Below are 13,053 nucleotides of genomic sequence, written 5' to 3'. Positions count from 1 at the left end.
AGAGGATATCGTTCATGAAGCCGACACGCTTGAACAGTTGGAGCGCCAGAATCTGTTTGTCGTTCCATTAGATCACAATCGCATCTGGTATCGCTATCATCACTTGTTTGCAGCCGCATTGCGGTACATTTTGCAGCGAACAGAACCTGATTGCATTTTGATCTATCACGATCGCGCGGCTCAATGGTATCAACAGCAGGGGTACATTGCAGAAGCAATTCAACATGCCATTGCAGCCCGATCGTTTGAATATGCAACCCGTTTAATCGAGCAGGAAATTCAGACGAGTGAAAATCCTCGTTTAGATGCAGTTGTTCTCCGTCAGGCTTTCGCAGCATTACCCGCAGAACTAATCGACACTCGCCCCTGGTTGCTGGTCGCCAAAGCCTGGGTTGGATTTACCTCCTCGCAATTTGCAGAGGGAATTGCAGCGATTCAACGCCTTGAACAGTGTCTCAACCAGAACCCGCCTGAGATTGAGCATGTGGATCGGCTTTGGGGAGTCGTGATCGCCTTAAAAGGAGCGCACGCTCGTCAGCAAGGCAATACGGTAGAGGCGATCGCCTGTATGGAAAGAGCCTTGCAATTGCTGCCACCGGATCATTCCTGGCTGCGATCGCTGGTTCTGCTCAATCTCGGAGTCACCTATTTTGTTGCAGACAATTACGAAGCGGCAAAGCGGTTACTGGTAGAAGTCAGTCGGATTGGCAAGGCACAGGGCATGGCTGATCCGGCGATCGCGGGACTTTACTTACAGGCACAGTTTCTTGCCCTGCGGGGTCGCCTTGACGAGTCCGTTTCACTTTGTCAGCAAGGTTTAGAGTTAGCGACCGAACGGCACTGGCTGGCAACTTACGCAGGTGTGTTGGTTCAGGTCGCGCTAGCGGATTTGTTGCGAGAGCAAAACCAATTAGAAACGGCTGCTGAGCATCTGACTCAAAGTATCGATCGCGCTATTCAAAACCGCCAGCCTGGATTGATGATGGGTTACATTACTCTGGCACGTGTGCGTCAGGCGCAGGGTGACTTCCAATCAGCCTGGACTGCCCTTCATGCGGCTGAACGCTGTCAACCCTGGCTCTGGTCTACAATTCTTTCAGTCGAAGCTGGCAAAGTTAGACTATATCTGGCAGAAGGAAATGTAGATGCAGCAATGGCTTGGGCAGAAAGTAGCGGTTTGAGCAGCGAAGGAGAACTTCATTACAGCCCGACTCAACAATCTCCTCAAGGTTCTGAACTCGATTATTCCACCTTTGCCAGAGTGTTACTCGCTTATGGACGGCAGCGATCGTCACCTGCTCATTTGCAAGATGCAATCCGATTGCTGACTCGATTGCAGGAATTTACTCATGTGGGGGGACGAACGATTCGGGTCATGGAAACGCTGCTTTTACAGGCGTTGGTTTTACAGGCTCAAGGTGATCGAACGCGATCCTTAGATGCCCTCAATCAAGCTCTGAACATTCCTCGTCAAGGAAACTACATTCGTCTGTTTCTAGACGAAGGCAAATCGATGGCAGAGTTATTGCAAACGGCTGTTTCTCAGGATATTCGTGCTGATGAAGCTAAACGTTTGTTAACGATGTTTAGCTTAGTTGAAGAAAAAGTAACCATCATTCAACCGTTCATTGAGCCATTAAGCGCACGTGAACTCGAAGTACTCCATCATCTGGCAACGGGAACGTCGAATCAGGCGATCGCCGACCAGCTATTCGTCAGTCTCGCCGCCGTCAAATGGCACGCCCGCAATATCTACGGCAAGTTGGAGGTGAACAATCGGACTCAGGCAGTCGCGAGAGCTAGAGATTTGGGACTTTTATCGTAGCAGAGTCTATCATTTCAAGACCTATCCTTTTGACTAGTGAAGCTATAACCCAATATCGCCACAATTGGTTTAATCACAAGGAGAACATGAGGTCATGGACAAGAAGCAGAACCTAGCGATGGCGATCCGGTCTCAGTTCATGCAGCCCCGTGGGTTCGCGGGCTGGCTCGTCGGATGGGCGATGGCACTGCGATCGTCGAACCGTCAGCGCAATTTGTGGGCAGTCGAACTCCTCGGCGTGGAGCCAACCGATCGCGTCCTTGAGATTGGCTTCGGACCGGGGATTGCAATCCGGGAGCTAAGCCGTCGAGCAACACAGGGTCTTGTGTGTGGCATCGATCACTCAGAAGTCATGGTTCGGCAGGCAACCCAGCGTAACTTGGATGCTGTACAGGCGGGTCGCGTGGATCTGCGTTGTGGTTTGATCGAGCACCTTCCGGCGTTCGAGGAGCCGTTTGACAGGGTCTTGGCTGTAAACAACATGGGCATGTGGCGCGAACCAGTCGAGCGGCTGAAAGAAATCCATCGCCTCATGCGACCTGGAGGACGGATCGCGATCGTCTCCCAGCCCCGGTGTCCCGGTGCTACGGCAGAGACAACAGTGGCTGCGGGACACGAGATTGTGACACGTCTCACAGAGGCAGGCTTCACGCGCATCCAGTCGGACACGCTTGCACTCAAGCCCCCGGTCGTTTGCGCGATCGGCGAGGTTCTATGAAGACTGCTGAATTATGTCTGCTGCCGAGTGATAGCGTTGCGTCTTCCACCATTTCAAAACTATCCTTTTAACTATCCATTCGGTCAGGGATGAAATCGAACTTGAAAGCGACTTTGAAGATACAGTCGCACATTAATGAGGTTTCATCATGGAATGGACAATTGGGTGGTGGCAGGTTTCAGTTCAGCGAGTGTATCCCACCCCGATATATCTTGCTCAAACCTATAATCGTGCTGCTTTTGGCTGGCATCAACAGCTTCGTCTTCTAGGGTATCGTGCTGCGTATCGAAAGTTGTGGCAATTGCTCAAAACCGCCACCATTTTGTCTGACTGGAAAGACAACTCAACGATTTGTGATTGTGGGATTGGGACAGGGGCATTCAGTCTAGCATTTGCTCAAACGATGAATCCGACAGTCCACATTACGGGAGTTGATCTGTCTTCTGAAATGCTAAACCAGTCACATCAACAACTGAGTCAAGCCAACGTTCTGCATCAACTTTGCCAAAGTGACGTGAATGCTTTGCCATTTGCCGATCGTACCTTCGATGCGGTGATCAGCGCTCACATGCTGGAACACTTGAGCAATCCAATACAAGGGTTACGGGAAATGGTCAGAATACTTCGCCCAGGGGCACCGTTGGTTCTAGCTGTAACCCGATCGGGATTACCTGGATCGCTGATTGAGTGGCATTGGGGCAATCAATGTTTTCGCTCGGAAGAACTGACAGCACTCTTGGATGAAGCAGGATTATCTCACGTTCAGTTTTTCTCGTTTCCAGTTGGACTGGCTCGCCTGACTAGCATGGCTTGTATCGGCTTTAGGAGGATATAATGTTTCTAAAAACTTGGCGTTTCATCACACTCATTTTTGTTGCATTATTCATGGGATTGGAGTTTGCCCACACGTTAGAACTACCCGCCAAGATGCAGTACGATGGTGCGCTTTACGTAACGATTCAGAATAGTCTGTACCGATACTTTGGCGCACCCGGTTCCGGTGCATTTATTACGGTGGGTGCCGTTCTTTGCGCGATCGCCCTCACCGTTCTAGTCCGCAAACGCCGACCTGCGTTTTGGTGGACGCTAGCAGGGACGATTTGTTTGGCAATAGCATTCCCTCTGATCTATTTTTTGCGGATCGAACCTGTCAATGTCGTGATCGAGCAGGCAACTGCAATCTCCGTACCATCCAATTGGGTGCAATTAAGAACCCAGTGGGAATATGCCCACGCTACTAACTTTATTTTTGGTTTGGCAGGCTTCGTCGCAGTGGTGATATCTGTACTGGTGGATGCGCCTCAGCTTGAAAAAGCAGGAGTTAAAAAGAATTGACCACATTACTGGTATGGAAGGTGGGTATGACATGATGAAGTCCGCGATGATTGAGGCTGTCAGTGACACTTAATCGACCACATCCACATAGAAAAAGATCATGCCATACAGATTTCCAAGATCATATCGGCTGAAAGCTTTACCGCGCCGGTTCATCAACTTTGCTTATAGCCATTTACCCAGGAGAACCGATCCGCGTGTTGTCTCTGCTGCTGAGCAAGTATTATCGACTGCAATGGGCAGTCAGGTTCAATTTACGCAAGTTGAGCGACTTTCTGAGGGAGGGAGAAGAAATTTGCTGCTGCGATGCCACACTCCACCCGTTAGCGGTCTACCCCCAAGCGTGATGATCAAGAAAGTTGAACCAAAGTCTTACAGCCCAGAGCATACCGATCGAGATACACTGCGTTTCTTCAGCGACTGGATAGGATCTCATACCAAATTAAACTAGAGCGATTACAGATTGGATAAAATGAAATGTGTAAAGTTGACGGGCTAACAATGGCTGGAGTCAGCGCGATCGCAATTAAAGAAAGTCTCGACGAGTTAGGTGAGCGGTTGCGACAAACTGACCAGCCAATCCTCAAAGAGCGATTGCAAGTGTTGTACTGGCTCAAGCAAGCGCAAGCACCGAGTATCTGCCAAATTGCAGTGGCAATCGGCAGGCATCGAGGCACGGTGCAAAAGTGGTTAGCTTTATATCGAGCGCAAGGACTCGAAGCATTGCTAGTGGTTAAACCAACGCCAGGAGGAGGCAATCGGGTGATTCCAATGTGGGCAGAGGTTGCTTTAGCCCAGCGGTTGCACGACCCCGACAATGGGTTTGACAGCTATGGGAAGGTGCAGCAGTGGCTCTTGGAGAGTTTAGGGGTAGAAGCCGAGTATCATGCGGTGTACCAGATGACGCGCTACCGACTCAAAGCCAAGCTCAAGGTCGCTCGCCCTCAAAACAGCCAGCAGAACCCAGAGCAGCGGGAGGCATTTAAGCAAACCTGGCAGATGACCTTAAGTTGTTGAGTCAGTACCATCGGCAAGTGCGCCACGCTGAGCGACCCATTCGCTACTTCGCGCAAGATGAGAGCCGCTTTGGACTTCACACACTTATCGGACGCTTGATTACGGCAGTTGGGGTTAAACCAATTGGCTCGTGGCAATGGATGTTCAAGGCATTCTGGCTTTATGGTGCGGTGGAACCTGCCACAGGCGAATCCTTTTTCTTGCAGTTCTCCCATGTCGATACCGACTGCTACCAATGGTTCTTGGATGAGTTCTCCAGGGCTTACCCCGACAGCCTCAACCTGCTGCAAGTCGATAACGGACGGTTCCACAAAGGTAAAGACCTAATTGTGCCAGAGAATGTCATTTTAGTGTTTCAACCGCCTTACTGTCCTGAGCTAAATCCCATTGAGCGGCTATGGGAATATCTCAAGGCAGACCTCAAGTGGGCTTCGTTCAAAACGCTAGAGCAACTGCAAACTGAGGTCGACCAACTCCTGTCCCAGTTGACTCCTCAAGTGGTTGCTTCTCTTACGGGTTATCCCTTTATCCTCAATGCTCTATCTGTCGTTAACACCATTTAAATTGGTATGATTATGATCTATCTCGATCACCTGATTTTACGGGTTCGTCATCCAGTCGAATCCGTCCGTTTTTATCAGCAAGTATTGGCATTCCAGTATGAAGGCAGGGCTGAACCATTCGAGATTCTGAGAGTGAATGAGGGATTGACGCTTGACCTGTTGGAGCAAGCCCCACAAGACCAAAGCCATCTGGCGTTTTGCCTGGAGCGCACTTTATTTGAAGCCGTTCATGGTCGTCTTCAGCAGCTCAACATTCCGTTTGGCAATGAGCCGTTCGATCGAAGTGGTGGCTCTGCGGCTCGATCGCTGGGTTCTAGAGGCTTGGCGGATGCCTTGTATTTCTATGACCCTGATCGACACAACATCGAAATCCGCACTTACGAGTTCGAGCCATCACCCGATTTCAAAATCGTTCAAGAATAAATTTTAGTTTCTGTCGAAATGTCAGTGTCTTGCTCGTCATAGTCATAGGAAGCGTCGAAAAATGCTTCAATTCGCTCCAAAAGAGGTAAACACAAATGAGATACAGCATTCTAAATTACGCAAATGAGCAAGATTACGCGACGGGTAAAATCCATCCTCCGGCATTCGCTGCCTACGCCCAAGCTCTCTCTGAAGCCGGAGTGTTGATTGCTGCCACAGGACTCCAACCCAGTCGGACTGCCACGACCGTCCGCGTTCAAGACGGACAGCGAAGCGTGCAAGATGGTCCTTTCGCTGATACCAAAGAGCAATTGGGTGGTATTTATATCATCGACGTGCCTGATTTGGATACTGCTCTCGAATGGGCAGCCCGGAATCCTGCTGCCAGTCTCGCGGGTGTCGAAGTTCGTCCAATTACTGGTATTGAAGTTCGTCCGACCGTCAACCAAACCTAACCATTAGAAGAATCGAGACCTGAAGATGGATGCACGTCGAGCAGTAGAATTGGCAGCCCGTAACGCTTATGGACGGTTGGTTGCTTATTTGACAGCCCAAACCAGAGATGTGATAGCTGCCGAAGATGCGCTCGGCGATGCCTTCCTAGCCGCCCTAAAAACATGGTCAGAAAGTGGAATTCCTAAAAATCCTGAAGCGTGGCTACTCGTCACGGCGCGACATCGCCTGATTGATATCGCGCGACGCACCAAAGTTCAGGATCAAGTCCTCAACACGTTCAAATTGAACACACTAGAATTGCAAACGGAATCCTCTTTTGATACGGTGAACTTTCCAGACGATCGTTTAAAACTGCTGTTTATTTGTGCCCATCCTGCGATCGATGCAGCGATTCATACGCCACTAATGTTACAAACCGTACTCGGTCTAAATGCTGCTCAGATTGCTTCCGCATTCTTAGTTGCACCCAGCACCATGAGTCAGCGATTAGTTCGGGCAAAGGCAAAAATCCGAGATGCTGGCATCGCCTTTGAGCTACCAGAGGCGAAAGAATTGCCAATCCGGTTAGCCGCCGTACTCGAAGCAATCTATGCAGCTTACACGACTGCTTGGGAAACCCTTGATGGGGGTGATTCTCGACATTCAGGATTAACAGAAGCAGCAATCTGGCTGGCACGTCTGTGTGTTCAGTTCATGCCGCAAGAACCAGAAGCACGCGGTTTGCTTGCCCTGATGCTTTACTGTGAGTCCCGACGCAATGCTCGTCGTACCGCCAACGGTTCTTACATTCCCCTATTCCAGCAGGATACTCGGCTTTGGGTACAGTCGATGCTCGATGAAGCAGAACAGGAACTAACGCAGGCAGCGACATTCAAGCAGATGGGACGGTTTCAGCTTGAAGCTGCCATTCAATCGGTTCACACCCACCGCGCCATCACTGGACAGGTTGATTGGGAAGCACTGGTATTGTTATATGCGGGATTAGTTCAGCTTTCGCCGACTCTGGGGGCATTGGTGAACCAGGCGGCGGCGATCGCCCAAACCAAAGGATCAAACCAGGGTTTAGTCCATCTCAATGCACTCCCAAGCGAAGCCGTGAAAAACTACCAACCCTATTGGGCACTAAAAGCTCACTTACTCAAACAGTTAGGATGTCAATCGGAAGCTCAACAAGCGTATTCACGAGCGATCGGGTTAACTGAAGATCCTTCTATCCGCGAGTTTCTTCTCCAACAGTCACTTCTACTAGATGAACAGAATGGACGAAGCTAATAACAGGCTAGTACCCGTGCCACCCTAGAATGTATCAAGACAATCCATCAAGACAATTAGTTAAGTTCAAAAGCTATTTTCGTCCGTAAGCTGATCGAGTTCGATTCTTCCTTGTTGTCTTCATGAACAGCAAGGTTGAACAAGGGGGGAAGGGGGGTTGGCGATCGTTCTAGCTGGGTGTAATATACAGAAAAATTCTCGCGATCTACCTAATTTAGGGAGATAGGCGGAAACATTCTCTCTAAAAAGAAGTTAGCTGGCTTCGTTTCTGGGTTAGGAAGGTATTTCAATGTTGTCTATGGAAGGTTTGATGTTAGGTTAGTCCAGTCCCTCATCAACGAATTGCAGACAAATGGATGAAGTTGTCATCGTTGAGTACGATCCAAACTGGGTGTTTCTTTTTGAACGGGAGCTGCACATATTCGGGCGGTTTTAGATGGCGGTCTCATCGATCGAATTGAGCATTTTGGTAGCACAGCAGTTCCAGGATTGGCTGCAAAACCCACCATTGATTTATTAGTAGGGGTACGCTCACTTGCAGAAGCAAAACAAGTTGCAGTTTCCCGGTTAGAGCATTTGGGCTACGCTTACTGGTTTGATAATCCCGACCCTCAACGGATGTTTTTTGTGAAAGGGTTGCCACCTAATAGTCCACGCACTCATCATATCCACATGGTTGAGCCAGATAGCCCATTGTAGGAGCGTTTGTTGTTTCGGGACTACCTTCGCAAGCATTCGGACGAAGCAGCACATTATGGACAATTGAAGTACAATCTTGCCCGACGCTTTTCGAGCGATCGTGAAGCATATACAATGGAAAAAGCAGAATACATAGAGTCTGTCATGCAAAAAGCTCGACAACAGCCAGCCAGCTAACACTGCGTTGGAGCGAATCGACGGAAGATCTTGGTGCTGAGTTCGAGGTTATCTGAGACCGCTCAACTTTGCCGTTGTGCTGCTTGCGCGCGGCACTTCAGAATCCGTTACTTTAATGTTATGACTCTTTGACAGCGGGCGGGAAAGTAAAAACGATGCAAAGCAATACAAAATCTCAGTTCAAGGCGAAGTTGCTTCGTCCGGCAAACGCGGGTAGCGATGCTACGTGGGCTTTCGTAGTTCTGCCTAAAAGCGCCAGCACAAAGCTTCCGCGACGAGGAAGGACGACGGTGATGGGCACCGTCAACGGCCATGACTTCCAATGTACGCTTGAGCCGGATGGCGAATTGAGTCATTGGCTGCGGTTAGACAAAGAGCTACTTGAAACCACAAAAATAAATGTTGGCGATACGGTCACATTTGAAATCATTCCAGTGGAGCAAGAACCAGAACCTGAAATTCCCTCTGACCTACAGGATGCCCTATTGTCGGCTCCTGATGCACGAGCCGCTTGGGACGACACAACCACTATCGCGCGCTTAGACTGGATTCATTGGATTACTTCAGCCAAGCAGACCAAAACTCGAACGAAGCGGATTGTTGATGCTTGTAATATGCTTGCTTCTGGAAAACGGCGGGTTTGCTGCTTCGATCCATCAGGCTATTACAGTAAAGCTTTTAGCGCGCCGGAAGCGGAAGAGCTATGAGTTGAAGGAGTGTCGATTATTGACCAACAAGCAGCACAACAAGGCGCTGCACCCGACCTCCTACAGCCTGCGCTCGTTCCTCGCTCCGGCTTTCGGCGGCGGGTGAGCTTAGTTGTTATGCAGTCTAGGAGGTGCGCTTGTCTTTATCATCCCGCTTCAGCATTCACCCAGTCGCACCCAACGAGATCGCGTTGATGGAAGCCTTGTTGTTAACTTTCGGCGAAGCCTTCGATGACGTAGAGACCTACAGCGGGAATCGACCGAGTGCGGCTTACCTCGAACGGCTGCTTGGCAGCGACTATTTCATTGCGATCGCTGCATTGCAAGACAGCGAAGTCGTCGGTGGCATCGCCGCTTATGAGCTAATAAAATTCGAGCAAGCGCGCAGCGAGATCTACATCTATGATTTGGCGGTTGCCGCAACCCATCGTCGCCAGGGCATCGCGACAGCATTGATTCAGGAAGTGAAGAAAACCGCTAAAGTCAGAGGAGCTTATGTCGTTTACGTGCAGGCGGATGTTGATGATGAACCTGCGATCGCGTTGTATACGAAGCTGGGTGTCCGCGAAGAGGTGCTGCATTTCGATATCGCTATTAAGGATAGTGATAGCGTTGCATAACGACCAGTAGCCCTATTTGCTCCACCCATCTGAAAAAAGATACTCATGACTCGTTTTTTTCGTCGCCTTGGTTTCAACCAACCTAAACCCAGAACTCGCCTCAGAAGATGGTTTCGCCGTTCTGGATGGACATTAGTTGTATTAGTTCTGCTTTACGTCGGTCTCCAGACTTTTCCACAGGTGCTGTTTCCTTATAGTTACAGTACGCAGGGCATAACTCTCTATGCCCTTTCTCCATTTCCATCCGAAGCGGCTGAACGGATTGCAGAAATCGTGAAATTAATCGATCGCTCCGAGTTGACAGTAGCAGGACGTAGCGAACGGATTTTTGTTTGCAATCAGCCCTGGCTGTTTCGTCTCTTCTCACCGATGAGTGCGGGTGCGTTTGCCTATTCGTTGCCCGTAACTGATAATGTATTTGTTGCCAATGCTGACTTAGTTCACAATGTTGCTCGCAGTGCCGCTCCAGAATTCAACACTCGTTCCTTCTCTGCCGTTGCTGCCCACGAAATTACTCACGGCTTGATTCGCCACAGAGTCGGATTCCTTCACAGCTTGCCAACTTGGGTAGTCGAGGGCTATTGCGATTATGTCGCCCACGAGAGTAGCTTTCCTGAAGCCAAGGGACTGCACCTCCTCGCGACTGGTCAGCAAGACCCGTCCGGCTCGTTCCAATACTTCATCTACCGTCAGATGATTCGTTATCTGATTGAAGATCGCCACTTTTCGTTTCAACAGATTGTCGATCGTGCCGACGAAGCTGCTTCTGTAGAAGCGGAAACTATCAAAGCAATCAAAGCACGAGATGTCCAACAACACCAACGGGTTCGACCAACGAATTTTTAGAGTGATATGGAACCGCATATTGTATTGTTTAGAGGTATCAACGTGGGTGGTAACAACGCACTGCCTATGCTTGAGTTGGTAGCAGTGCTTGAGGAGCTAGGGTTGAGCAATATCAAAACTTATATTCAAAGTGGCAACGCTGTTTTTCAAAGCAAAAAAATAAATAGCGAAGAACTTTCGCAAAAGATATCCACTGTGATCGAGAAACATTGTGGTTTTGTAGCGCAAGTGTTGATTCTCGACGTAAACGAGTTAGGGAACGCAATCGCATCGAACCCTTTTCCAGAAGCTGAGGCTGAACCGAACACACTACACTGCTTTTTCCTGTTATCGTTGCCAGAGAAGCCGAATTTGAAGGCACTCGAAACCGTCAAGAAGGATAGTGAGCAGTTTAAACTGATTGACAAGGTATTTTATCTTCATGCACCTGAAGGAATTGGGCAGTCTAAACTGGCGATGAAAGTTGAGAAAACAGTTGGAGTAGCTGTCACGGCTCGAAACTGGCGGACTGTTCTTAAAATTATGGAACTGGTGGAATAATTCAATGTTGATTCAAACAATTCAGTCATATTTAAGAGTTGCAGCTAGCCATCACCGCGATACGGAACAAATCGGTTCATTTCTCACGACTTTCTCTCATTCCAGCGATAATCCATTTCTCAACTACGCCATTCCCGATGACAATGCCACGCCATCACCCGCAGATGTGGCTGCTCTGATTGCTGCTTACGAACAGCGATCGTGCAAACCTCGCTTAGAATATGTCCCACAGTCAGCGCCTGCGGTTGAAGGAGTGCTGATTGATGCAGGCTTTTGCATTGAAGGACACCTACCGCTGATGACCTGCACCCCTGAATCAGTGCAAAGCCTTCCGGTTCCTCCAGGCATCGAATTAATCTTGCCCGTTTCCGATGCTGATCTGCTTGCCACCATCTCAGTACAAAACGAAGCTTATGGTGAATCGCTGCCAGAGTCTAGCGCGATCACCGATTTGCAAAATAGCCTTAAAGCAGGCGGAATAGCCGTTTTAGCCCGAACGATCGCAACGGGTGAGCCTGTCGGCGCGGGTGTCTGTACGGTGCCCAGTCACCAAACCACAGAAATTGCAGGGATTGGGGTACGTTCTGCCTTCCGTCGTCGAGGTGTGGCAGGAGCAATGACGACTCGATTGGTGCAGGAATCTTTTGCGGCGGGTATCTCTTTGCCTTTTCTGATGGCTGCACAGGAAGCAGAGAAACGGATTTACGATCGTGCAGGCTTTTTTGCGATCGGTGAAATCCTACATATCTCGCGCCCAAAAATGTAGATAGCGTTCCGGCTGAGCGCTGCAAGTAATTTCTGCATCTTCACCAAAATCTCCCTTCAGTCCGCACCAACCAGATTATGGAGAGACAGCTTGCATACCGACCTGTTGCTTCTTCTAAATAAGCGGTTGACTCTTCCCTTTAGGGAGACTTTATGCTGATGGCATGAACCAGCAGCAGCAAAACTTGTTTTCAATCGGCAGTTTCTCTAGTGCCTCTCGCCTTTCAATCAAGGCATTGCGCCTCTACGATCAACTGGGCATTCTCAAACCCAGCTATGTTGATCCTGAGTCAAGTTACCGCTATTACCAAACGAAGCAGTTGCGTGAAGCACGGTTGATCCGGATGATGCGCCAAATAGACATCCCGCTAGCAACCATTCGGAAAGTGCTTTCATCTACACCCGTAGAGGCTGAAACATTAGTGCATCACTACTGGCAGGCACAAGAAAACCGCATGAATCAGGGTCGGCAAGTGGTTCCCGAACTCATCTCTTATCTAAAGCAAGAGGTAACGGCTATGACACTTGAAGTCAGTGTAAAAACAGTTCAACCCCAACACATTCTTAGCCTCACGCATCATGTCAAGGTCGAACAGCTTGACGAGCATATCAGGAGTAGCTTGAAAACGCTGTATACGTTAGTTGAAGAGAGGAATGTAGTAACAGGCTCACCATTTGGCATTTATCACGGACCGATCAATCACGATGACGACGGACCGATTGAGGTATGCATACCTGTAGAAGGTCAAACTGCTAAGTCTGACAATGTTGTTTCGCGGGAGCTACTGGGTGGGCAAGTTGCCTATGTGATGCTTCATGGAGATCAATGCCGATTTCCAGCAATTTTGGCAGGGTACGATGCAGTATTTGACTGGATTCGCAAAAACGGTTACGAGATTGCCGACTCTCCTCGCGAAATCTGGCATGGTCAGCCCGGAGAGGATGAATGGATGGAGGTGGCTTTGCCATTTCAGGACGCAACATCCTGACAAAAACCTAAAAGGTGTTGCGGTTGATGTTTAACAACCATTAAGTCTGTGAGCAATCTCCCTATCACTAAAGATGTACACCGATTGCTAAGACTTAATTC

General features: G+C 49.3%; 15 protein-coding genes and 1 pseudogene. All 16 read left to right on the top strand.

From position 1 onward, the window contains the following. Positions 1-37: 37 nt before the first annotated feature. The 16 genes and pseudogenes from ACJ2PR_RS09325 (at position 38) to ACJ2PR_RS09250 (ending at position 12,952) form a co-directional block, all read left to right on the top strand. Positions 38-1,825 (top strand): LuxR C-terminal-related transcriptional regulator, encoded by a 1,788-nt coding sequence (locus ACJ2PR_RS09325; RefSeq protein ID WP_446876826.1) that lies wholly within the window; start codon positions 38-40, stop codon positions 1,823-1,825. Between the two features lie 94 nt (positions 1,826-1,919). Next, complete coding sequence (locus tag ACJ2PR_RS09320; RefSeq protein ID WP_446876825.1) at positions 1,920-2,543, top strand: class I SAM-dependent methyltransferase; 624 nt, start codon at positions 1,920-1,922, stop codon at positions 2,541-2,543. 148 nt (positions 2,544-2,691) lie between these two features. Beyond that, on the top strand, positions 2,692-3,378 hold the full coding sequence (locus tag ACJ2PR_RS09315; RefSeq protein ID WP_446876824.1) for a class I SAM-dependent methyltransferase: 687 nt from the start codon (positions 2,692-2,694) through the stop codon (positions 3,376-3,378). Then, positions 3,378-3,878: a hypothetical protein gene (locus ACJ2PR_RS09310; protein ID WP_446876823.1), complete on the top strand. Its 501-nt coding sequence runs from the start codon at positions 3,378-3,380 to the stop codon at positions 3,876-3,878. The genes ACJ2PR_RS09315 and ACJ2PR_RS09310 overlap by 1 nt, the downstream gene beginning before the upstream one ends. Positions 3,879-4,355: 477 nt before the next feature. Beyond that, complete coding sequence (locus tag ACJ2PR_RS09305; protein ID WP_446876822.1) at positions 4,356-4,895, top strand: helix-turn-helix domain-containing protein; 540 nt, start codon at positions 4,356-4,358, stop codon at positions 4,893-4,895. Continuing rightward, positions 4,892-5,458, top strand: a complete 567-nt coding sequence (locus ACJ2PR_RS09300) for an IS630 family transposase (protein ID WP_446868624.1) — start codon at positions 4,892-4,894, stop codon at positions 5,456-5,458. Before ACJ2PR_RS09305 ends, ACJ2PR_RS09300 begins: the two co-directional genes overlap by 4 nt. Before the next feature lie 6 nt (positions 5,459-5,464). Beyond that, positions 5,465-5,881, top strand: coding sequence for a VOC family protein (locus ACJ2PR_RS09295; protein WP_446876821.1), 417 nt, complete (start codon positions 5,465-5,467; stop codon positions 5,879-5,881). A gap of 95 nt (positions 5,882-5,976) precedes the next feature. Next, the gene (locus tag ACJ2PR_RS09290; RefSeq protein WP_446868622.1) at positions 5,977-6,336 is read left to right on the top strand and encodes a YciI family protein; all 360 of its coding nucleotides are present in this window, start codon (positions 5,977-5,979) and stop codon (positions 6,334-6,336) included. Positions 6,337-6,361: 25 nt separating this feature from the next. Further along, entirely contained in the window at positions 6,362-7,609 is a 1,248-nt protein-coding gene (locus ACJ2PR_RS09285; RefSeq protein ID WP_446876820.1) for an RNA polymerase sigma factor, read from the top strand. A gap of 420 nt (positions 7,610-8,029) precedes the next feature. Next, positions 8,030-8,485: pseudogene (locus ACJ2PR_RS09280) on the top strand (GrpB family protein). Positions 8,486-8,640: 155 nt separating this feature from the next. Then, entirely contained in the window at positions 8,641-9,192 is a 552-nt protein-coding gene (locus ACJ2PR_RS09275; RefSeq protein ID WP_446876855.1) for a YdeI/OmpD-associated family protein, read from the top strand. Positions 9,193-9,353: 161 nt separating this feature from the next. Continuing rightward, on the top strand, positions 9,354-9,812 hold the full coding sequence (locus tag ACJ2PR_RS09270; protein ID WP_446876854.1) for an AAC(3)-I family aminoglycoside N-acetyltransferase: 459 nt from the start codon (positions 9,354-9,356) through the stop codon (positions 9,810-9,812). 45 nt (positions 9,813-9,857) lie between these two features. Further along, positions 9,858-10,658 (top strand): hypothetical protein, encoded by an 801-nt coding sequence (locus ACJ2PR_RS09265; protein WP_446876819.1) that lies wholly within the window; start codon positions 9,858-9,860, stop codon positions 10,656-10,658. Between the two features lie 6 nt (positions 10,659-10,664). Continuing rightward, on the top strand, positions 10,665-11,198 hold the full coding sequence (locus ACJ2PR_RS09260) for a DUF1697 domain-containing protein (protein WP_446876818.1): 534 nt from the start codon (positions 10,665-10,667) through the stop codon (positions 11,196-11,198). 4 nt (positions 11,199-11,202) lie between these two features. Then, a complete protein-coding gene (locus tag ACJ2PR_RS09255; protein ID WP_446876817.1) occupies positions 11,203-11,964 on the top strand; it encodes a GNAT family N-acetyltransferase in 762 nt (253 codons plus the stop codon). A gap of 163 nt (positions 11,965-12,127) precedes the next feature. Then, on the top strand, positions 12,128-12,952 hold the full coding sequence (locus ACJ2PR_RS09250; RefSeq protein ID WP_446876816.1) for a MerR family transcriptional regulator: 825 nt from the start codon (positions 12,128-12,130) through the stop codon (positions 12,950-12,952). Positions 12,953-13,053: the final 101 nt, after the last annotated feature.

The sequence above is a fragment of the Phormidesmis sp. 146-33 genome, assembly GCF_052939515.1.
This window is presented reverse-complemented; position numbering and strand designations above follow the sequence as displayed.

Excerpts from the sequence above, each read along its gene's own strand:
- ACJ2PR_RS09320 (WP_446876825.1), top strand. The coding sequence starts at position 1,920 with ATGGACAAGAAGCAGAACCTAGCGATGGCGATCCGGTCTCAGTTCATG.
- ACJ2PR_RS09315 (WP_446876824.1), top strand. The coding sequence starts at position 2,692 with ATGGAATGGACAATTGGGTGGTGGCAGGTTTCAGTTCAGCGAGTGTAT.
- ACJ2PR_RS09310 (WP_446876823.1), top strand. The coding sequence starts at position 3,378 with ATGTTTCTAAAAACTTGGCGTTTCATCACACTCATTTTTGTTGCATTA.
- ACJ2PR_RS09305 (WP_446876822.1), top strand. The coding sequence starts at position 4,356 with ATGTGTAAAGTTGACGGGCTAACAATGGCTGGAGTCAGCGCGATCGCA.
- ACJ2PR_RS09295 (WP_446876821.1), top strand. The coding sequence starts at position 5,465 with ATGATTATGATCTATCTCGATCACCTGATTTTACGGGTTCGTCATCCA.
- ACJ2PR_RS09290 (WP_446868622.1), top strand. The coding sequence starts at position 5,977 with ATGAGATACAGCATTCTAAATTACGCAAATGAGCAAGATTACGCGACG.
- ACJ2PR_RS09285 (WP_446876820.1), top strand. The coding sequence starts at position 6,362 with ATGGATGCACGTCGAGCAGTAGAATTGGCAGCCCGTAACGCTTATGGA.
- ACJ2PR_RS09275 (WP_446876855.1), top strand. The coding sequence starts at position 8,641 with ATGCAAAGCAATACAAAATCTCAGTTCAAGGCGAAGTTGCTTCGTCCG.
- ACJ2PR_RS09265 (WP_446876819.1), top strand. The coding sequence starts at position 9,858 with ATGACTCGTTTTTTTCGTCGCCTTGGTTTCAACCAACCTAAACCCAGA.
- ACJ2PR_RS09260 (WP_446876818.1), top strand. The coding sequence starts at position 10,665 with ATGGAACCGCATATTGTATTGTTTAGAGGTATCAACGTGGGTGGTAAC.
- ACJ2PR_RS09255 (WP_446876817.1), top strand. The coding sequence starts at position 11,203 with ATGTTGATTCAAACAATTCAGTCATATTTAAGAGTTGCAGCTAGCCAT.
- ACJ2PR_RS09250 (WP_446876816.1), top strand. The coding sequence starts at position 12,128 with ATGAACCAGCAGCAGCAAAACTTGTTTTCAATCGGCAGTTTCTCTAGT.